The organism is Xanthomonas sp. BRIP62411 (genome assembly GCF_003993525.1).
GTDB classification, from domain to species: Bacteria; Pseudomonadota; Gammaproteobacteria; order Xanthomonadales; family Xanthomonadaceae; genus Xanthomonas; species Xanthomonas euroxanthea.
Map to the genome: position 1 here is coordinate 137231 of NZ_QEZI01000005.1, position 18678 is coordinate 155908.

15 protein-coding genes are annotated in these 18678 nt (G+C 67.0%); 7 read left to right on the plus strand and 8 right to left on the minus strand.

Annotation, left to right across the window (positions count from 1 at the left end; all coding sequences use genetic code 11):
• Positions 1-35 precede the first annotated feature (35 nt).
• The 5 genes from pdhA to EO139_RS02565 all read left to right on the plus strand — a co-directional run bounded on the left by pdhA (position 36) and on the right by EO139_RS02565 (position 6397).
• Complete coding sequence (gene pdhA, locus EO139_RS02540; protein ID WP_104649134.1) at positions 36-1124, plus strand: pyruvate dehydrogenase (acetyl-transferring) E1 component subunit alpha; 1089 nt, start codon at positions 36-38, stop codon at positions 1122-1124.
• Complete coding sequence (locus tag EO139_RS02545) at positions 1117-2187, plus strand: alpha-ketoacid dehydrogenase subunit beta (protein WP_164739688.1); 1071 nt, start codon at positions 1117-1119, stop codon at positions 2185-2187. The genes pdhA and EO139_RS02545 overlap by 8 nt, the downstream gene beginning before the upstream one ends.
• A 1-nt stretch (position 2188) precedes the next feature.
• The gene (locus tag EO139_RS02550) at positions 2189-2572 is read left to right on the plus strand and encodes an SH3 domain-containing protein (RefSeq protein ID WP_104649133.1); all 384 of its coding nucleotides are present in this window, start codon (positions 2189-2191) and stop codon (positions 2570-2572) included.
• On the plus strand, positions 2569-4107 hold the full coding sequence (locus EO139_RS02555; RefSeq protein WP_126969208.1) for a dihydrolipoamide acetyltransferase family protein: 1539 nt from the start codon (positions 2569-2571) through the stop codon (positions 4105-4107). The genes EO139_RS02550 and EO139_RS02555 overlap by 4 nt, the downstream gene beginning before the upstream one ends.
• Positions 4108-5104: 997 nt before the next feature.
• The gene (locus EO139_RS02565) at positions 5105-6397 is read left to right on the plus strand and encodes a DEAD/DEAH box helicase (protein ID WP_126969209.1); all 1293 of its coding nucleotides are present in this window, start codon (positions 5105-5107) and stop codon (positions 6395-6397) included.
• A gap of 60 nt (positions 6398-6457) precedes the next feature.
• On the opposite strand, the gene EO139_RS02570 is transcribed toward EO139_RS02565, so the two are convergent.
• Both EO139_RS02570 and EO139_RS02575 read right to left on the minus strand, forming a co-directional pair.
• Positions 6458-6790: a DUF6172 family protein gene (locus EO139_RS02570; RefSeq protein ID WP_104649192.1), complete on the minus strand. Its 333-nt coding sequence runs from the start codon at positions 6788-6790 to the stop codon at positions 6458-6460.
• A 220-nt stretch (positions 6791-7010) separates the two neighbouring features.
• Positions 7011-7415, minus strand: coding sequence for a helix-turn-helix domain-containing protein (locus EO139_RS02575; RefSeq protein ID WP_104649130.1), 405 nt, complete (start codon positions 7413-7415; stop codon positions 7011-7013).
• Positions 7416-7544: 129 nt separating this feature from the next.
• On the opposite strand from EO139_RS02575, the gene EO139_RS02580 reads away from it, so the two are divergent.
• The gene (locus tag EO139_RS02580) at positions 7545-8300 is read left to right on the plus strand and encodes an SDR family oxidoreductase (protein WP_164739689.1); all 756 of its coding nucleotides are present in this window, start codon (positions 7545-7547) and stop codon (positions 8298-8300) included.
• A gap of 330 nt (positions 8301-8630) precedes the next feature.
• On the opposite strand, the gene EO139_RS02585 is transcribed toward EO139_RS02580, so the two are convergent.
• The 4 genes from EO139_RS02585 to EO139_RS02600 all read right to left on the minus strand — a co-directional run bounded on the left by EO139_RS02585 (position 8631) and on the right by EO139_RS02600 (position 14515).
• Entirely contained in the window at positions 8631-9437 is an 807-nt protein-coding gene (locus tag EO139_RS02585) for an oxidoreductase (protein ID WP_104586297.1), read from the minus strand.
• 135 nt (positions 9438-9572) lie between these two features.
• Positions 9573-12677 (minus strand): efflux RND transporter permease subunit, encoded by a 3105-nt coding sequence (locus tag EO139_RS02590; RefSeq protein ID WP_126969210.1) that lies wholly within the window; start codon positions 12675-12677, stop codon positions 9573-9575.
• Positions 12674-13822: an efflux RND transporter periplasmic adaptor subunit gene (locus tag EO139_RS02595; protein ID WP_126969211.1), complete on the minus strand. Its 1149-nt coding sequence runs from the start codon at positions 13820-13822 to the stop codon at positions 12674-12676. Before EO139_RS02595 ends, EO139_RS02590 begins: the two co-directional genes overlap by 4 nt.
• Positions 13823-13897: 75 nt before the next feature.
• On the minus strand, positions 13898-14515 hold the full coding sequence (locus EO139_RS02600; RefSeq protein WP_119129403.1) for a TetR/AcrR family transcriptional regulator: 618 nt from the start codon (positions 14513-14515) through the stop codon (positions 13898-13900).
• 88 nt (positions 14516-14603) lie between these two features.
• Here EO139_RS02600 and EO139_RS02605 point away from each other — a divergent pair, with 88 nt between their 5' ends.
• Positions 14604-16076, plus strand: a complete 1473-nt coding sequence (locus tag EO139_RS02605) for an efflux transporter outer membrane subunit (RefSeq protein WP_119130341.1) — start codon at positions 14604-14606, stop codon at positions 16074-16076.
• Between the two features lie 153 nt (positions 16077-16229).
• Here the strand turns inward: EO139_RS02605 and EO139_RS02610 are convergent, their stop codons facing one another.
• Both EO139_RS02610 and EO139_RS02615 read right to left on the minus strand, forming a co-directional pair.
• Positions 16230-16661, minus strand: coding sequence for a VirK family protein (locus EO139_RS02610; RefSeq protein ID WP_104534466.1), 432 nt, complete (start codon positions 16659-16661; stop codon positions 16230-16232).
• Between the two features lie 530 nt (positions 16662-17191).
• Complete coding sequence (locus EO139_RS02615) at positions 17192-18601, minus strand: FAD/NAD(P)-binding protein (protein WP_164739690.1); 1410 nt, start codon at positions 18599-18601, stop codon at positions 17192-17194.
• Positions 18602-18678: the final 77 nt, after the last annotated feature.

The following is an 18678-nucleotide window of genomic DNA, read 5'->3' on the forward strand; positions in this document are numbered from 1 at the left end:
ATCATTTGAAACTTCTTGGTGAAGGTGTCGCCGCAATGAGCGTAGCCGCGCAGTTCGAGATCGAATATCTGCAATACATGGACGCGGACGGCCAGATCGTCCGCGACGACCTGCCGGCCGACGCCGCCAACCCGCAACAGCTGCTCGCCCTGTTCAAGCGCATGCTGTTCGTGCGCACCTTCGACAGCAAGTCGGTCGCGCTGCAGCGCACCGGCAAGTTGGGCACCTATGCGGCCTGCCTCGGTCACGAAGCCACCCACGTGGGCATCGGCGCGGCGATGCGCAGTGGCGATGTGTTCGCGCCCAGCTATCGCGAGTACGGCACCATGTTCGAACGCGGCGTGCGCCCGCGCGATGTGCTGCTGTACTGGGGTGGCGACGAACGCGGCAGCGACTATCCGCGCGATGCCGATGCGGCGATCGACTTCCCGATCTGCGTGCCGATCTCCACCCAGTGCCTGCATGCGGCCGGTTCGGCGCTGTCGTTCAAGCTGCGGGGCAAGCCGCAGGTCGCGGTGGCCTGCTGTGGCGATGGCGGCAGCTCCAAGACCGACTTCTATGCCGCGCTCAATTCGGCCGGCGCCTACAAACTGCCGCTGATCCTGTGCGTGATCAACAACGGCTGGGCGATCTCGGTGCCGCGCTCGGCGCAGACCGGTGCGCAGACGCTGGCGCAGAAGGGCCTGGCCGGCGGCCTGCATTGCCTGCAGGTGGATGGCAACGACCTGATCGCGGTGCTCGAAGCGATGCGCCAGGCGCGCGCGCGCGCATTGGCCGGCGACGGCGGCACGGTGATCGAGTTCCTGACCTATCGCCTGTCCGATCACACCACCGCCGACGACGCGCGGCGCTACCGCGGCGAAGAAGAGGTCAAGCAAGGCTGGGCGCGCGAGCCGCTGCTGCGCCTGCGCCGCTATCTCACCGCGCAAGGCCTGTGGGACGAGGCGCAGGAAACCGCATGGAAGGCCGAATGCGGTGCGCGCGTGGACGCAGAGGTCAATGCCTATCTCAACACCCCGGTGCAGCCGGTCGAAGCGATGTTCGATTACCTCTACGGCGACCCGCCGGCCGAGCTGCTGGCCCAGCGCGCCGAGGTGATGGCGCAGGAGGCCCGCCATGGATGAGCTCAACCAGTCACACCTGGCTGCGACACAGCAGGCCAGTGCCCCTTACAACGCCGCAGCCACGCGCGGAGAGAGTGCCATGAGTTCGCCCATCACCCTGATCGAAGCCATCACCCAGGCGCTGGCCTGGGAACTGGAACACGACCCTGCGGTGCTGGTGCTGGGCGAGGATGTCGGCGTCAACGGCGGCGTGTTCCGTGCCACTGCCGGCCTGCAGCAGCGCTTCGGCAGCGAGCGGGTGCTGGACACGCCGCTGGACGAAACCACCATCGCCGGCCTGAGCGTCGGCCTGGCCGCGCAGGGCATGAAGCCGGTGGCCGAAGCGCAGTTCGACGGCTTCGTGTATCCCATGGTCGATCACCTGATCTGCCATGCCGCGCGCCTGCGCAACCGCACCCGCGGACGCCTGCATTGCCCGATGGTGCTGCGGGTGCCGTGGGGCGGCGGCATCCGCGCGCCGGAACATCACAGCGAAGCCAACGAAGCCATCTTCACCAACGTGCCCGGCCTGCGCGTGGTGTTGCCGTCCTCGCCGCAGCGCGCCTACGGTCTGTTGCTGGCCGCGATCCGCGACCCGGATCCGGTGATCTACATGGAGCCCAAGCGCATCTACCGCCAGTACAAGGAACTGGTCGCCAACGACGGCGAAGCGCTGCCGCTGGATGTGTGCTTCGTGCTGCGCGACGGTACCGACGTCACCCTGGTCACCTGGGGCGCGCAGGTCAAGGAAGCGCTGGAAGCGGCCGACAAACTCGCTGGCGAAGGCATCAGCGCCGAAGTCATCGACGTGGCCACGCTGCGCCCGCTGGACTTCGACACCATCGCCGAATCGGTGGCCAAGACCGGCCGCTGCGTGATCGTGCAGGAAGCCCCGCGCACCGCCGGCTTCGGTGCGGAGATCGCCGCGCAGCTGGCGGAAAAATCGATGTACGACCTGCTCGCACCGGTCGAACGCGTCACCGGCTACGACACGCATATCCCGCTGTTCCGGCTGGAAATGAAGTACCTGCCGAGCGTGGAGCGCATCGTCACCGCTGCCCGTCGGGCGGTGGCTGCCGGCTGACATGCGCGCCCGTCTGCTCTGCGATTACCGCGCCGCGTACGCCAACCCGATCCGCTTCCACGCTGGCCAGCACGTGACCATCGGCGTGCGCGACGAGGAATGGCCGGCCTTCGCCTGGGTCAACACCGGCGACGGTCATGCCGGCTGGGCCCCGGTGGCCTGGCTGCGCCCCCTGGGCGACGGCCAGGCCGAAGCCCTGCGCGACTACGATGCACGCGAACTCGACGCCCAACAGGGCGAGGACGTGTTGCTGCATTACGAACATGGCGGTTGGTGGTGGTCCGAGCGTGCCGATGGCATGCAGGGCTGGCTGCCGGCTGCCGACCTCGAACTCCTCGACGACACCACGCCGCCACTGCCTGCGGCGCAAGAGAACCTGCCATGAGCGAAGCCAAGAATTTCCACCTGCCCGACCTGGGCGAAGGCCTGCCCGATGCCACCATCGTCGAATGGTTCGTCAAGGAAGGCGATAGCGTGCGCCTGGACGATCCGCTGGTCTCGATGGAGACCGCCAAGGCGGTGGTCGAGGTGCCCTCGCCGTTCTCCGGCACCGTGACCAAGCTCGCCGGTGCCGCTGGCGATGTGATCGTGACCGGCGCGATGCTGGCGCAGTTCGCGCTGGACGCCTCGCAGCCGCAGCGCGCCGACGGCCAGGACACCGGCCACTCGCATGGCCCTGCACCCACGCACACGCCCAGCACCGGCGACAGCGCGGCCGGCCCGACCGCGCGCGTGGTCGCCTCCGACAACGGTGGCGAGATCGCCGACGCCGACGCCAGTGGCCAGAGCGAGCGCGACGACGCCGGCACGGTGGTCGGTGCGATGCAGAGCTCCAACGCGGTGCAGAGCGAACAGGCGATTGCCGTCGGCGGCGTGCGCGCGATGCCGGCGGTGCGTGCGCTGGCGCGCAAGCTGCGGGTGGACCTGGCACAGGTGCGCGCCACCGGCCCGGACGGCACGGTGACGATGGCGGATGTGAAGCAGGCCGCAGCCGCGGGCACCGCGCGGCTTTCAGCCGGCGCGCAGGGCGTGTCGGCCTCTTCGGCCAGTGGCCGAGGGACCGCCGCTGGCGGCGGAGCGACCGCAGGCAACAACGCGCACCAGTCAGACGGTAGCGTGCATCCTTCGGACAACAGCGCGAACCATTCGGACGGCGGCGCGCGTTCCCTTCTCCCGCCTGCGGGAGAAGGTGCCCGCAGGGCGGATGAGGGCACCATTGCCCGCTCGCCGCTGTCGGCCAGCGGCAAGCCGATGCGCACCCAATCGCCCGGCACCAGCGTCAAGGGCCAACCCGAACAGCTCAAGGGCGTGCGTCGCAACATGGCGCGGGTCATGGCCGATGCGCACAGCAAGGTGGTACCGACCACGCTCAACGACGATGCCGACATCCACGCCTGGCAGCCCGGCAACGACGTCACCGTGCGCCTGGTGCGCGGCATCGTGCGTGCCTGCCAGGCGGTGCCGGCGCTCAATGCCTGGTTCGACGGCGAGGCACTCAGCCGCACCCTGCACCCCCAGGTCGATATCGGCATTGCGGTGGATACCGAAGAAGGCCTGTTCGTGCCCGCGCTGCGCAATGCCGACATGCTGGACGCACACGGCATCCGCGAGAGCGTCAACCGGCTGCGCCAGCAGGTGGAAACCCGCAGCATCGCCGCATCGGAACTCAGCGGCTACACCATTTCGCTGTCCAACTTCGGCATGTTCGCCGGCCGCTACGCCACTCCGGTGGTGGTGCCGCCATGCGTGGCCATCGTCGCCGCCGGGCGCGCGCGCTACCAGCTCACCCCGGTGATGGGCGGCGTGGAAACCCACAAGGTGATGCCGCTGTCGCTGACCTTCGACCACCGCGCCGCCACCGGCGGCGAAGCTGCGCGTTTCCTGCGTGCGCTGCTGGACGATCTGGCGCTGGCCAACTAACGCGCGGACAGCAAGACGACCGGCGCCCACCGCCAGGTGGGCCCGGCAGGTCTTGCGGATCTCATTCGCACGCGACCGGGTCGGCGCTTGCAGTGCACGCGCTGCTTGGGAACCGTTGGCGGCAGGCCACCATGTCGCCATCCATGGATGAAGTCGCGACGTGTCACACGATCGGTTGAGGGCGCCGCGCAGTCGACCCACCGTTTTTTTTCAAGCATCTGACCGCGGCGGAATGACGCCTTGGTCGAAGTAGTGGTCGCTTTGCGTCGTGCCCCGATGAGGCTTGAACACTGCGGATGGATCAGTTGCAGAGCAGCCGATCTGCGGGATTTCTGCAGGGCCCTCGCCTGCCCACCATCGCGGGACACGCCGTGAATCCGTCCATGGAGGCTCTTACGCGGCATCCATGCCGCGTAAGGTCCCGCGACGGTGAGCGGGCAAGGACCTGTCGAGATGGTCGGTGTGTCTAGTTGCAAGCAGTACATGATGCGCACGACGTGCGCTGGTCGGATCACCAGGCGTTCGCTCAACTCCCACCATTGCGCCGTCGCAAGCCGAGCGGCAGACAAGCCTCCTACACGCAACCTGCAAACGTCTCGTCTGCCACGCAAGCCGAGCATGCTTTCAGGAAAGCTGCCGACCAACTGTCTGGTGCGGTGTCCTTGCCGGTTGCGGGACCGTGTGGCGGCATGGATGCCGCCACCGAGGCCCCAGGGATGGATTCACGGCGTGTCCCGCAAGCGGTGAGGACACGGCGACCTCGACTCACCAAGCTTTTGACTCAAGCATCCGATCGCGACTGAACAAAACCACTGTTCCAGGTTTCGACTGCTTTATGCGGTGTGCCGCGATGGACGTGGACGGTGGAAAAATGAGCTGCAGAACAGCGGACTGCGGCCTGGCTGCAGGCCCTTGCCCACCCACCGACGCAGTGCCCGCGGCGGCCCCGCATGGGTCTCACCGACCATTGCAGTGCAAATGCCTGGATAATCGGTCCATGTCATTTGCCCATCTTTCGCTGTCGCCGCAGCTGCAGCCATTCTTCGACACCGCGCTGGCACGCGCCGGCCACCACACGCCCACGCCGATCCAGCAGCAGGCGATTGCGCCGATGCTGCAGGGCCGGGATCTGATTGCGATGGCGCAGACCGGTTCGGGCAAGACATTGGCCTATGCGCTGCCGCTGCTGCAGCAACGCTGCCTGGCGCCGGATGTTGCCCCGCGCGTGCTCGGCGCGCTGGTGCTGGTGCCCACGCGCGAACTCGCCGCGCAGGTCGAAGACACCTTGCGCCAACTGGCCGCGCATCTGCCGCGGCGGCTCAAGATCGTTGCGGCCACCGGCGGCAGTTCGATCAATCCGCAGTTGCTTGCCCTGCGCGGTGGTGCCGATATCGTGGTCGCCACGCCCGGCCGGTTGCTGGACCTGGTGGATCACAACGCGCTGCGCCTGGGTGAGGTTGCCACGCTCGTGCTGGATGAAGCCGACCGCCTGCTCGAACTGGGCTTCGGCGCCGAGCTCGATCGCATCCTGGCCCTGCTGCCGGCGCAACGGCAGAGCGTGCTGTTCTCGGCCACGTTTCCGCCCGGCATCGCCTCGCTGGCCAAGCGTCGCCTGCGCGACCCGCTACGCATCACCGTCGATGCCACCCCGGAAGCTGCGCCTGCGATCGAACAACGCGCGATCGCCGTCGATGCCGGCCAGCGCACGCAGTTGTTGCGCCACCTGCTGCAGGAGCATGGCTGGTCGCATGTGCTGGTGTTCGTCGCCAGCCGGCATACCGCCGAGAAAGTTGCCGAAAAACTCACCAAGACCGGCATCAACGCGCAACCGCTGCATGGCGAACTGAGCCAGGGCCGCCGCGAGCGTACGTTGCATGCCTTCAAACAGCGCGAGGTGCAGGTGCTGGTGGCCACCGATCTGGCCGGGCGCGGCATCGATATCGATGCGCTGCCGGCAGTGCTCAATTACGACCTGCCGCGTTCGACGGTGGACTACACCCACCGCATCGGCCGCACCGCGCGCGCAGGCGCCAGCGGCCTTGCGATCAGCTTCATCACCGCAGAGAGCCAGCCGCAATGGCGCCTGATCGAAAAACGCCAGGGCCTGCGCGTGCCGACCAGCGTGGTTGCCGGTTTCGAGCCGACCCTGGCGGCAACTGCGCCTGCGACGCAGACGCCAAATGTCGGCGCGCGCGCTCCGGACGACAACGGCGGCATCAAGGGCAGGCGGCCGAGCAAGAAGGACAAGCAACGCGCAGCGGCGGCGACGCAGGCTGGCAAGCCCGACTGACAGCAGGGAGTGCCACCTGACGCGCCGTCGTCACGCGAAGGTGGACGGTGCGACGATGCCTCAGTCCTGCTCGAAATCCAGCTCGCCGCCCGGCGCGTTGTCGCCATCCGCACGCGGGGTACGCTTGCCGGGCTTGCGCAGGATTTCCACGAAGAACTGTTCGCCACCTTCGCTGGTGAGCGCATTGATCGAGCGGATCAGCTCGGCCGGCGGCAGCGGCGCGGCACTGGCCTCGTCCGCCCCGAAGCGCATGTCGAAGTCCCAGTAATCCGCGCCTTCGGGCAAATCCTTGCGGCGCTCGCGGCGGATGTACTTGCGGATATCGTGCTTGCTGGACTCCAGCAGACGATCGCGGTTCTTGCCTTCGAGGTTGAGCTGATAGGTCTTGCGCATGGCGACATCGGTTGGGAACTGGCCGCCTATTGTGAGGCCATGCGGCCAGTCTGGGTGAATCGCCGGCCATTGGCGTGGACCGAGCAGGCACCTGCGTGTGCATGCGCTCGATTGCGTGGTCGCGTTCGTGCCGGGATGCACGCCGATGCCAGGCAGCACCATGTGCAAGCTTCTGCCACCTCAACTCGTCATCACGCACACGTGCATCAGCCGCAGTCCCTCACCCCACCGTTGCCGTTGCCGGCGCCAGCGCTTGCGTGCCCGCGACGAACGCCTGCTCGGCCGCAATCACCTCATCGGCGTGGTCCTGGCACCAGTGCAGCAGCGCCATCATCGGCGCTTCCAGGGTGTCGCCCAAGGGCGTGCGCCGGTATTGCACGGCCACTGGAGACGAGGAAATCACTTCCCTGCTGATCAAGCCGATCCGCTCCAGCCGCCGCAGCGCTTCGGTCAGCGACTTGTGCGTCACCCCGTCCAGTTGCCGCTTGATCTGATTGAAGCGCGTCGGCCCGTTGCACAGCACCGTCATGATCATGATCGACCACTTGTTGGCGATCGGCTCCAGCACGGTGCGGATATCCGAGATGCGATAGAGGTCGCAGGGCGCAGCGGTTTCCTCGGCCATATCTAGTTACCTCAAAGTGCGTAATTGAAACTAAGTATAGGATGGATATCATCTCGCCGGTACCGAAAACCGACTGGACGCGGTATCGCCGCGTCCAATCCCGTATCGACAACCAGCGAGAAACTGTCCATGTCAACGAATGAGCTCCACGGCAAAGTGGCCCTGATTACCGGCGCCTCCAGCGGCATCGGTAGCGCAACGGCCAAGAAACTCGCAGCGGCAGGAATGAAGGTGGGCCTTGCCGCACGTCGCATCGACCGGCTGCAGGCATTGAAGGCAGACATCGAGCAGGCGGGCGGCCAGGCCGTCGTGCTGGAAATGGATGTCGCCAGCAAGGACTCGGTCACTGCCGGCGTCGCAGCACTGATCGCCGCTTACGGCGCCATCGATGTGCTGGTCAACAACGCCGGCATCATGCCGCTGTCCAGCATCGATGATTTCCACACCGACGAATGGGAACAGATGATCGACGTCAACGTGAAAGGCGTGCTCAACGTGGCCGCCGCGGTGCTGCCGCAGATGATCAAGCAGCATTCCGGCCATGTCTTCAATACTTCCTCGATCGCCGGGCGCAAGGTCTTTGGCCAGGGATTTGCGGTGTACTCGGCAAGCAAGTTTGCGGTGACCGCGTTCACCGAAGGCCTGCGCATGGAAGTCGGCAAGAAGCACAACATCCGCGTCACCAGCATTCAGCCGGGCATTGTTGCAACCGAGCTTCCGGCACAGACCACCAGCGCGGAATATCAGGCAATGATGGCCGGTTATGCCGGCACGGTGCGGATGCTGGATCCGATGGATATTGCCGACACCATCCTGTTCGCAGCGCAGGCACCGGCGAACGTCAATATTGCCGAAGTGTATGTGGTGCCCACCGACCAGGTGTAACGGATGCTCGACCACTCCATGCAGCCGGCTCCCCGGCGGCATGGGGCACGCGACGCTTCGGAGCAGCTAGCAAACCCCCTGTGCGCACCGCCACCCGGGCGAGGTCGGTGCTCGAAATCGGTGCGTTGGTCATCGCTCGGCACGCGGTTGACCTAGCCGCCGCTGCCAAGCGTTGAGGGGTCGCCTCACATGGGTGGGGCGACACACGCAAGGCCGGCGATGGACAGGCAGTGCGTGGCGATTGCAGGCACCACCCGCATCTGCCCGCGCCGCGCAGTGCTTGTCGATGCGCAAGGTGTCACGCATCCACCCGCAGGCGCGCTACGTGCGTCAGCTCAGCCCAAGCTGCTTGCGCAAACTGCCATCCACCGCACTGGCGGGCATGAACCGGCGCAATTTGCTCAGCAGCGATGCCTGGCCGGGCGGGGTGCGACGCATGCGCCACTTACCCAGTGCGGCCTCCACCACGGTGGTGGCCACGTCCTGCGGTCCCGGCGCATTGTCGATGTAGCCGGTGACCGCACGGCCAACCATGTCACGTTCGCGGTCGTACTCGGCGATGGTGCTCTGCGCCACCGGCGAATTGCTGCCCAGGCTGGTCTTGGTGTACGCCGGCTCCACCAGCGTCACCCGGATGCCGAACTGGCGCAGCTCGTGGTCCAGCGTTTCCGACAGCCCTTCCACCGCGTGCTTGGAGGCGGCATACACCCCCATGTACGGTGCCGGCAGGAAACCCAGCACCGAGCTGACATTGACGATGCGCCCCCGGCGCTTGTCACGCATGTGCGGTGCCACTGCCTGGACCGTGCGCAGAATGCCCAGCACGTTGGTATCGAACAGCACGGCAGCTTCTTCGGGGCTGGTTTCCTCCACTGCGCCGATAAGGCTGCTGCCTGCGTTGTTGACCAGCACATCGATGCGGCCGCTGCGGCCGACGATACCGTCGACGGCGCGCCGCACCGAGGCAGCGTCGCGGATATCCATCTCGACCAATTCCACATTGGCCAGCGGCGCGGCGCCGGAAAGCGCGCGCACGCTGCCGTAGACGGTGCAGCCGCGCTGGGCGAAGCGCTCTGCGGCAACGCGGCCGATGCCGGAGGACACACCGGTGATCAGCACAACGGACTGCTGTTGCATGGTAGTTCCTTTATCTATGAGAGGAGAGCGGCCGGCCAGGTGCGCAGCCGTTGGCGGCGTGCGGATCGAACGCGAGGATGACAAGCGCCCTGTAGCGAAAGGCGACGGCAGCATGGCCGCCGTCGCCCATGGCGCTCAGGCGTGCTGCGCAACCGCCGGGGTGCTGCTGCCGTTACCGTTGCCGGTATCGGGGCGGATCTTGAACCAGATCGAATACATCGCCGGCAGGAACACCAGCGTCAGGATCGTGCCGGCCAGGGTGCCGCCGATCAGCGTGTAGGCCAGCGTGCCCCAGAACACCGAGTGCGTGAGCGGGATGAACGCCAGGATCGCCGCCAGCGCGGTCAGGATCACCGGCCGGGCGCGCTGCACGGTGGCTTCCACCAGGGCATGGAACGGGTCCAGACCCTCGGCCTCGTTGTGGTGGATCTGCCCGATCAGGATCAGCGTGTTGCGCATCAGGATGCCCGACAACGCGATCAGGCCCACCAGCGCATTGATGCCGAAGGGTTGCTGGAACAGGATCAAGGTCGGCACCACACCGATCAGGCCCAGCGGGCTGGTCAGGAACACCATCACCATCGCCGAGATCGAGCGTACCTGCAGGATGATGATCAGCAAGGTGGCCGCCAGCATGATCGGGAACAGCGGCAGCATCGCGGTGGTCGCCTTGCCGGATTCCTCGATGGAGCCCGCCTCCTTGATCTGATACCCGCTGGGCAGCTTTTCGATGATCGGCTGCAATTGCTTGGTGATCACGGCCGAGACATCCGGCGGCTGCAGCTGGTCATCGACATCGCCGCCCACGGTGATCGTCGGCACCCGATCGCGACGCCGCATGATCGGCTCTTCCATCCGTACATCCACCTTGCCCACCTGCGCCAACGGCACCCGCTGGCCATTGGCGCCGGCCAGGGTGAAGTCGGCGATGCGCGCCGGATCGAAGCGCGTGTCGCCGGCCGAACGCGCCATCACCTGCACGCTGCGGATATCTTCGCGCACCAGCGTGACCGGCACGCCACTGAGCAGGAACTGCAGTTGCTGGGCCACGGCGGTCGAGGTCAGCCCCACTGCCTGCAGGCGGTCCTGGTCCAGGGTGAAATGCAGCGTGGGGGTGCGCGTGCCCCAGTCGGTGTTGACGGTGCGCAGCATCGGGCTGTCCTGCATCACCTGCCTGACCTGCGCGGCGATGCCACGCAACACCTGCGGGTCCGGCCCGCTGACCCGGTACGCCACCGGGAACTGCGAGTACGGGCCGAAGGTGAGCTGGGTGACACGCACGCGTGCTTCGGATGCGAGGCCTTCGGAAATGGCCTTGCGCAAACGCAGCTTCAATGCATCGCGCTGGTGCTGGTCATCGGTGCGGATCACGATCTTGGCAAACGAGGGGTCCGGCAACTCCGGGCCCATGGCCAGGAAGAAGCGCGGCGCGCCCTGCCCGATGTAGGCGGTGACGATCTTGGCTTCGTCCTGCCTGGCGAGCCAGGCTTCGACCTTGGCGGTGGCCGCGCTGGTCTGGTTGATCGAGGTTCCGTACGGCATCTGCACTTCGACCAGGACTTCGGGGCGATCGGAGATCGGGAAGAATTGCTTCTTGACGATGCCCATGCCAACGATCGCGAGCACGAACAGCCCCACCACCGAGCCGGCCACCAGCCATTTGCGCGCGATGACGCGCCCCAGCGCAGCGCGGAAGCGGTTGTAGCGCGGCGTGTCGTACATCGCGGCGTGGCCGCCTTCGATCTTCTTCAGGTCCGGCAGCATCTTGACGCCCAGATAGGGCGTGAACACCACCGCCACCACCCACGACACGATCAACGCAATGCCCACGATCCAGAACATGTTGCTGGTGTATTCGCCGGCGGTGGAGGCGGCAAAGCCGTTCGGCATGAAGCCGACGGCGGTCACCAGCGTGCCGGACAGCATCGGCGCGGCGGTATGGCTCCACGCATAGGCCGATGCGGCGACGCGGCTGTAGCCTTCCTCCATCTTCACCACCATCATCTCGATGGCGATGATGGCATCGTCCACCAACAGGCCCAGCGCCAGGATCAACGACCCCAACGTGATGCGGTCGAAGTTCTTGCCGGTGGCCAGCATCACCACGAACACCGCCGCCAGCGTCAACGGCACCGCCGCCGCCACCACGATCCCCACGCGCCAGCCCATGCTGACGAAGCACACCAGCATCACCACCAGCAATGCGACGAAGAACTTGGTCATGAACTCGCCGACCGATGCGTCGATGTTGACCGCCTGGTCGGTGACCTTGCTCAGGGTCATGCCCAGCGGCAGCTCGGCATTGATCGCGCTGACTTCGCTGTCCAGCGACTTGCCCAGATCCAGCCCGTTCCAGCCATCGCGCATGATGATGCCCAGCAACAACGCCGGCTCGCCGCCGCTGCGGATCATGAAGGTGGACGGATCCTCGTAGCCGCGCTTGACCGTGGCGATATCCGACAGCTTCAGGGTGCGGCCCTGCACCACCAGCGGGGTGTCGCGAATCTTCTGCAGGCTGTCGAGCGCACCATCCAGGCGGATGAACACCTGCGGCCCGCGCGTTTCCACCGAACCAGCCGCATTCAAGGCGTTCTGCGCATTGAGCGCGGCAAACACGTCCTGCGGGCTGATGCCCAACGTGGCCAGGCGCTCGTGCGAGAACTCGACAAAGATGCGCTCGGGCTGTTCGCCGATGATGTTGACCTTCTTGACGCCCGGCACATGCAACATGCGTTGGCGCAGGGTCTCGGCATCGCGCGCGAGCAGGCGTTGCGGCTCGCCCTTGGCCTTGAGGGCGAACAGCGCAAAGGTGACGTCGGCATATTCGTCGTTGACCATCGGCCCGATCACGCCGGCCGGCAGGTTGCCGACTTCGTCGCCCACCTTCTTGCGTGCCTGGTAGAACTGCTCCTGCACCTGGCTGGGCGGCGTGCTGTCCAGCAAGGTCAAGGTGGTGAACGCAAGGCCGGGGCGCGTATAGGTTTCGCTGCGGTCGTACCAGCGCAGTTCCTGCAGGCGCTTTTCGAGTTTCTCGGCCACCTGGTCCTGCATTTCCTGCGGCGTGGCACCCGGCCAGGCAGTCACGATGGTCATCACCTTGACGGTGAAGGCCGGGTCTTCGGCGCGGCCCAGCTTGAGAAATGCGACCAGGCCGGCCAACGAAATCAGGAAGATCAAAAACAGCGTGATCGAGCGCTCGCGTACCGCTAGTGCCGAGAGATTGAATCGGCCCTCGCTCACGGCTGCGCTCCTGCCGCGGACGCGGTTTTGGCGCCGGTCGCGCTGCCATCGGCAGGCGCGATCGTGTTGGCGACCCGCACCCGTTCGCCGTCGCGCAACAGGTGCGCGCCCAGCGCCACAATGCGCTCGCCACGCCCCAGCTTGCCGGCGACATTGGCATGGTCATCGTCCAGGCCCAGCACCGTCACCGGCCGCCAGCTCACCCGGGTCGGGTTGCCGGCGATGACCCACACGCCCGGCCCCTTGCCGGCATCGAACACCGCGGCCAGCGGCACCTGCAGGCCGGCCTGGGTGCCGGTGGCGGTGCCGGCAGGCACGCGGACGCTAACGGTGGTGCCCAGCGGCGCCTGCGCCAGCGCGCCGTTGAGCACGTACCGCGCCTCGAAGGTGCGGGTGAGCCGGTCTGCGCTCTCGGAGAGCTGGCGCAAGGTGGCCGGCACGCTGACCGCGGCGTTGCCGAACAAGGTGGCCTGGGCCACCGAGCCAACCTGCGGGCGCAGGGTTTCCGGCAACTGGATCACCGCCTCGCGCGGCCCGGCATGCGCCAGGCGCACCACCGGCTGCCCGGCAGCAACCACCTGGCCCGGCTCGACCAGGGTCTCCATCACCACGCCGTCGGCATCGGCCAGCAGGTCGGTATAGCGATTGGCATTGCGCGCGACATCGGCCTGGGCCTGGGCGGCGCTCAACTGCGCCCTGGCCGCATCGGCGGCCGCCTTGATCTGGTCGTAGGCCGAGGCGGAGATGGCGCCGGTGCCGCGCAGGTCGCGATAACGGGCTTCATCTTCGGCGGTCTGCAGGGCACGGGCGCGGGCAGCGGCCACTGCGTCCTGCTGCGCACGCGCGGCCAGTTGCAGGTCCACCGGGTCGATGCGCATCAGCGGCTGCCCACGCTTGACGCGCTGGCCGGCATCGACCAGCCGCTCGGACACCTTGCCGGCGACGCGGAAGCCCAGGTCGCTCTGCACCCGCGCGGCGACGGTGCCGGAGAAACTGCGCGCGCCTGCGTCGGCGTACGCGACGGTGGCCACCCGGACCAGCGGCGCGGCGGTCCGCGGGTCAGCAGGAGCATTGCCTCCGCAGGCGCTCAGCGCCAGCGGCAGAACACACAGTAGGGCGAAGGGAATCGGGAGGCGCGGCAGCATGGTCGTCTCAAAGCGAGCTGTTGATGGCTCGCATCTTGAGACTTGTGACCAAATCAGTCAATAGTCACAAACGAACTAGGGCGCCAGACTGCGCAGTACCAGACTCGACAACAGCGCCGGGACCTCTTCGGCGTACTCCAGGCTGTGCTGCAGCAGCAGCGGATTGATGTATGGCCGCATCACCAGGTAGATCGCCCGGCTCGCCTCGTCCAGCGGCGTCTTTCGCTCGAAGTCACCACTCAAACGCCCCTCCACCAGGATCTCCTGCAGCAGCGCCTGCAGCTGCGCTTCGTAGACGAGGACCGTGGGCCACCGCTCGATCGAGGCAGACGTGGCAATCTCGTACAGCTTCGGTCCGCGTGCGTGCAGGCGCAGGCTTTCGTTGACTACCACCTTGAAAAGACTGCGTAATTTCTCCTGCGGCGTTGTTGCCTGGGCAACGGCCGCGGCCGTCTCGAGCTTGATTTCCTGCAGGCACTGGCCACAGATGACCTCGCCGATGGCCTGCTTTGAGGCGAAGAACTTGTAGATGTAGGCCTTGGAGAATCCAATCTCCTTTGCCAGATCGGACACGGCGGTCTTTTCGTAGCCATAGCGACTGAAGTGGTCGGCTGCTGCGGCCACGATCTGGTCGCGCACGTCGTGATCGACCGGGCCCCGGCCCGCAACTGGGTAACTGGATGCTTTGTTCATTTGGACAGCTTAGCGCTGTCGTCCCCGACTTACAAAAGTGACCATTTCGTATTACAGTCACTCACCGTTTCGCCACTTTGGTCTCCTCATGCCACTCCGCACCCTTGCAGCGCTTATTGCCGCCAGCCTCGCCGCAGGTTGTGCGGTCGGCCCCGACTACGCCCGCCCGGACGCGCCCGTGCCGGATCGCTACCTTGGCCAGGCCGCCGTGGCTGAACGCCAGGCCACCGTGCAGGCCGACCTGGCCACCTGGTGGACCGGCTTCAACGACCCGGACCTGAGCCGCTACGTCACCCAGGCGCTGGCGCAGAACCTGGACCTGGCCCAGGCCACCGCACGCGTCACCCAGGCCCGCGCCGGGCTGACCGCCGCCACCGCCGCGCTGCTGCCTTCGGGCAACATCAGCGGCAACGCGACCCGCGCCTACCAGTCGCTGGAAACGCCGCTTGGCCAGGTGCTCAGCAGCACGCCCAACTTCGACCGCTATGCCAGCACCTACGAAGCCAACCTGGGCGCGAGCTGGGAACTGGATCTGTTCGGCGGCCTGCGTCGCGGGCGCCAGGCCGCCCTGGCCGACTACCAGGCCAGCGAAGCCGGTGCCGCCGCCACCCGCCTGGCGGTGGCGGCGCAGACCGCCGATATCTACATCAGCATCCGCGGCCTGCAGGCCCGGCTGGAGGTGGCCCAGCGCCAGGTCGCCACCCAGCAGGGGCTGGTGTCGATGGTGACGCTGCTGCATGGCAAGGGACTGGCGCCCGAGTTGCAACTCCAGCAGGCGCAAGGCGCGCTTGCGCAGGCGCAGGCGTCGGTGCCCGGCATCGAAAGTGGCCTGGTCGCGGCGATGAACGCCCTGGACGTGATGTTGGGTGTGCCGCCCGGCACGCACCGTGCGGAACTGGCCGCCACCAAGCCGATTCCGCTTGCACCGCAGATCGCCGCCACAGGCACGCCCGGCGACCTGCTGCGCCGCCGCCCCGATCTGATCGCCGCCGAACGCAGGCTGGCAGCGTCGAACGCGCGCATCGGCGTGGCGATGAGCGAGTACTACCCCAAGTTCTCGCTCAGCGGCCTGCTCGGCAGCGCCACGGCCATCTCCGGCGGCAACCTGTTCACCGGCGATGCCGCGCAGTCGTCCGGTGTGCTGGGGCTGCGTTGGCGGCTGTTCGACTTCGGCCGCATCAATGCGCAGATCGCCCAGGCCAAGGGTCAGGAAGCCGAGCAACTGGCGGCGTATCGCCTGGCGGTCCTGCGCGCCACCGAGGACGTCGAAAATGCATTCACCGCGCTGGTCAAGCGCGAGCAGCAGGCGGCGGTGCTGTCGCAGGGAGTGGAGGCGCTTGGCAAGGCGCGTGGCGCCTCGGCGCTGGCCTATGAGAAAGGCGCGGTCAGCCTGATCGAAGTGCTGAATGCCGACGACACGCTGCTGCGCGCGTCCGATGCGCAGGTGCAGGCGCGCACGGATGCAGCGCGCAGCGCAGTGGCCACCTTCAGGGCACTGGGCGGAGGCTGGCAATCCAGCGCCGCCGAGGCGGTGGCAGTGCAGCAGTCGTCACCGCGGTGACGTGACCCAGGCAAGACCCGAGCATGCAATCGCCAGCCGCGGCGATTGCATGGCATCGGCACGCGACCCGACCGCTGCAGGCCGCAGGGCAACGCGATGGCGCTGCACTGCAGCCTGCAGCCTGCAGCCTGCAGCCGTCACGGTGCAACGCGCTCAATCGGCGTGGAAGCGGATGCCTTGATTGATCGTGCATTGATACGCCAGCACCGGCCCACGTTGCTGCAGGCCCGGCAGGTCGTACATGTAGGTGGTGAAACGCACGCTGCCATCCGGGCGCAGTTGGTAGCGCATGAACTGCTGGATCGGCTTGCCGTCGTTGGCCACGGTGAAGTGCGAACCGGAGAACGCGGCGGTGCCGTCTTCGGTGATGCGGTACGCGTCGATATGGCGGCCGCCACGGGTCTGCGTGACGGGCGTGCCTTCTTCGGGTGTGCAGCGGCCAAGGTCGGTGGTCAGGCTGACGTCGTAGCCGGATTCCAGGGCTGCGAGCACTTCAGCACGCGTATTGAGCGATTCGCTGGCCCAGGCGGGCAGCGCACAGGCGCACAGCGTGGCGAGCAAGGTGGCGGGAGCAAGACGGGGCATGGCGGACTCCAGGCGGACGGGGGAATCAAACGCCCTGGACGGTCATCTGCCCAGGGCGATCACCATGACCTAGTCCTGTCTGCACCGCTGCGCTTCGCTACGCATCACGCGGCATGATTGCGCTGTTTGGCGAAGCCCGCACGCAATTGCCGGATGGGGGCTATGCCCGTGCGCGCAGAGGCTGCTTGCAGCGTGATCGGGCGTCTTCCGCGCCGGAAAAAAATGACAGGGCGAAGACGGCAGTTGGCAGTCGGCAGTCGGTATGCGCATCACGCAAGTGTCTGATGCACGCGTAACGCGCTGCGCGGGTGCCGGTCACGCCCCAGTCGCGGCCAGGTCCGCTCCTACGGCTGGCGCGTCGACCGGAATGACCTTTTTCAGAGAATCTTTAACCACACGAGGCTGCGCGCGTACCCTCATCCGGCGCGGGCGCGTCACCTTCTCTCGATGGGAGAAGGGCTAGAACCCGCGATCGTCGAAGCTTCAACGCCCGGCCGTCCGTAAAGACGTCGGAATGAACGCACATCTCGCTACAAACGCCCATTGACCTCGCGCGGCACCTGTTCCGGCTCTGGCTGTAACGCCGGCATCGCCCCCAGCAACAGACGTTCTGCCAGGGCGCGCGTGGCCACGCGCAACTCCGGCACGGCGGTGATTTCCCAGTAACGCCCGCGCAACAGCGGGCCCACGCAATACAGCCCCGGCACGATCTGCCCGGCACCGTCGCGCACGCGCAGTTGCGCATCGGTGTCCACGCCCAGGCCCAGCGGGTCGGCACGCAGCAGCCCGGCTTCGCGCATGCCGGCGATCAGCGGGTCACTGGTGCGGTCGATATCGGTATCCAACCCTGTGGCGCGGATCACCGCATCGTAATGAGCGGTCTGCGCGTCGGCCGATCCACGCGGGCGGATCACCGCTTCCACGCCATCGGGCACCCAACGTGCACGCAGCAGCCGCGCTGCAACGATCTGCAGCTGCCCCGATTCCTGCAATCGTGCCAGCTGCTCCGCCGCGCCTGGCGCAACCCGATGCCGCGCCACTTCCCAATACGGGCGCAGATGGCGCAGGAAACGCGCACGCTGCGGCAACGCCAGCCGCTGCCACAGCGGTTGCAGATGCGGGCGCAAGGCATCCACCACGCGTCGCCAGTCGTCGACCACGGCGCTCAGCTGACGCACGCCGCGCAGCAGGCCGCGCAGGTCGGCATCCTTGAGTGCGCGCTGCAGATGCGGCGGCAACTCCAGCGCCGCGCCCGGCTGGCGCAGATGCGCCTGCGGCGCCAGGCCGCGCCGCGAAATCGCCAGCAGGCGACCGCGATGCCCGCGCGTGTGCAGGGTCAATGCCACGTCCACCATGGTCAGCCCGGTGCCGACGATCAGCACGTCGTCGTCCGGCGCCAGGCGCGCCAGGGCATCGCCCTGCCACGGCCAGCCGATATAGCGCGGATGCACGCTCAGCCGCGGGCCGATGCCGGCCAGCGCCTGCGGCTGCAATGCGCCCACCGCCAGCACCACCCGGTCGCTGTGGAAGGCGTCGCCATTGGCCAGGAATACGCGGAAGCCCTGGCGTGCACGCTCCACCGCCACCGCTTCCTGCGATAGCCGCACGATCGACGCCTGCGCGCCGCTGACCGCGGTATCCAGCTCGCTGCGCAGATAATCGCCATAGGCAAGCCGCGGCAGGAATTCCAGCCGCCCGCTATCGCCCAGGTGCAAGGTGTCGGCGAAGGCGCCTGGCGCCTGCGCATCAATTCCCAGGTCCTTGGCGCGCACGTTGAGCAGGTGCTCCGGCCGTGCGGCGCCATAGGCGATGCCGCTGCCGAAGGTGTCGGCCACGCCGACCAGGGTGATGCGCACCTGCGCATCGGCCGTCTGCGCCAGTGCACGGACCAGCGCGGTGCCGCAAAAGCCGGCACCGATGACGGTGATATGGGTTTCCATGTGCAACTCCCACTGAATGACCCGCACGTTTTGCCCGCAGCGCGATGCAAGCGTGTAAACAAATGGTTAGTAGCGAA

Excerpts from the sequence above, each read along its gene's own strand:
- EO139_RS02565 (WP_126969209.1), top strand. The coding sequence starts at position 5,105 with ATGTCATTTGCCCATCTTTCGCTGTCGCCGCAGCTGCAGCCATTCTTC.
- EO139_RS02615 (WP_164739690.1), bottom strand. The coding sequence starts at position 18,601 with ATGGAAACCCATATCACCGTCATCGGTGCCGGCTTTTGCGGCACCGCG.
- EO139_RS02555 (WP_126969208.1), top strand. The coding sequence starts at position 2,569 with ATGAGCGAAGCCAAGAATTTCCACCTGCCCGACCTGGGCGAAGGCCTG.
- EO139_RS02545 (WP_164739688.1), top strand. The coding sequence starts at position 1,117 with ATGGATGAGCTCAACCAGTCACACCTGGCTGCGACACAGCAGGCCAGT.
- EO139_RS02570 (WP_104649192.1), bottom strand. The coding sequence starts at position 6,790 with ATGCGCAAGACCTATCAGCTCAACCTCGAAGGCAAGAACCGCGATCGT.
- EO139_RS02575 (WP_104649130.1), bottom strand. The coding sequence starts at position 7,415 with ATGGCCGAGGAAACCGCTGCGCCCTGCGACCTCTATCGCATCTCGGAT.
- EO139_RS02595 (WP_126969211.1), bottom strand. The coding sequence starts at position 13,822 with ATGCTGCCGCGCCTCCCGATTCCCTTCGCCCTACTGTGTGTTCTGCCG.
- EO139_RS02610 (WP_104534466.1), bottom strand. The coding sequence starts at position 16,661 with ATGCCCCGTCTTGCTCCCGCCACCTTGCTCGCCACGCTGTGCGCCTGT.
- EO139_RS02605 (WP_119130341.1), top strand. The coding sequence starts at position 14,604 with ATGCCACTCCGCACCCTTGCAGCGCTTATTGCCGCCAGCCTCGCCGCA.
- EO139_RS02550 (WP_104649133.1), top strand. The coding sequence starts at position 2,189 with ATGCGCGCCCGTCTGCTCTGCGATTACCGCGCCGCGTACGCCAACCCG.
- EO139_RS02585 (WP_104586297.1), bottom strand. The coding sequence starts at position 9,437 with ATGCAACAGCAGTCCGTTGTGCTGATCACCGGTGTGTCCTCCGGCATC.
- EO139_RS02600 (WP_119129403.1), bottom strand. The coding sequence starts at position 14,515 with ATGAACAAAGCATCCAGTTACCCAGTTGCGGGCCGGGGCCCGGTCGAT.
- EO139_RS02580 (WP_164739689.1), top strand. The coding sequence starts at position 7,545 with ATGTCAACGAATGAGCTCCACGGCAAAGTGGCCCTGATTACCGGCGCC.
- pdhA (WP_104649134.1), top strand. The coding sequence starts at position 36 with ATGAGCGTAGCCGCGCAGTTCGAGATCGAATATCTGCAATACATGGAC.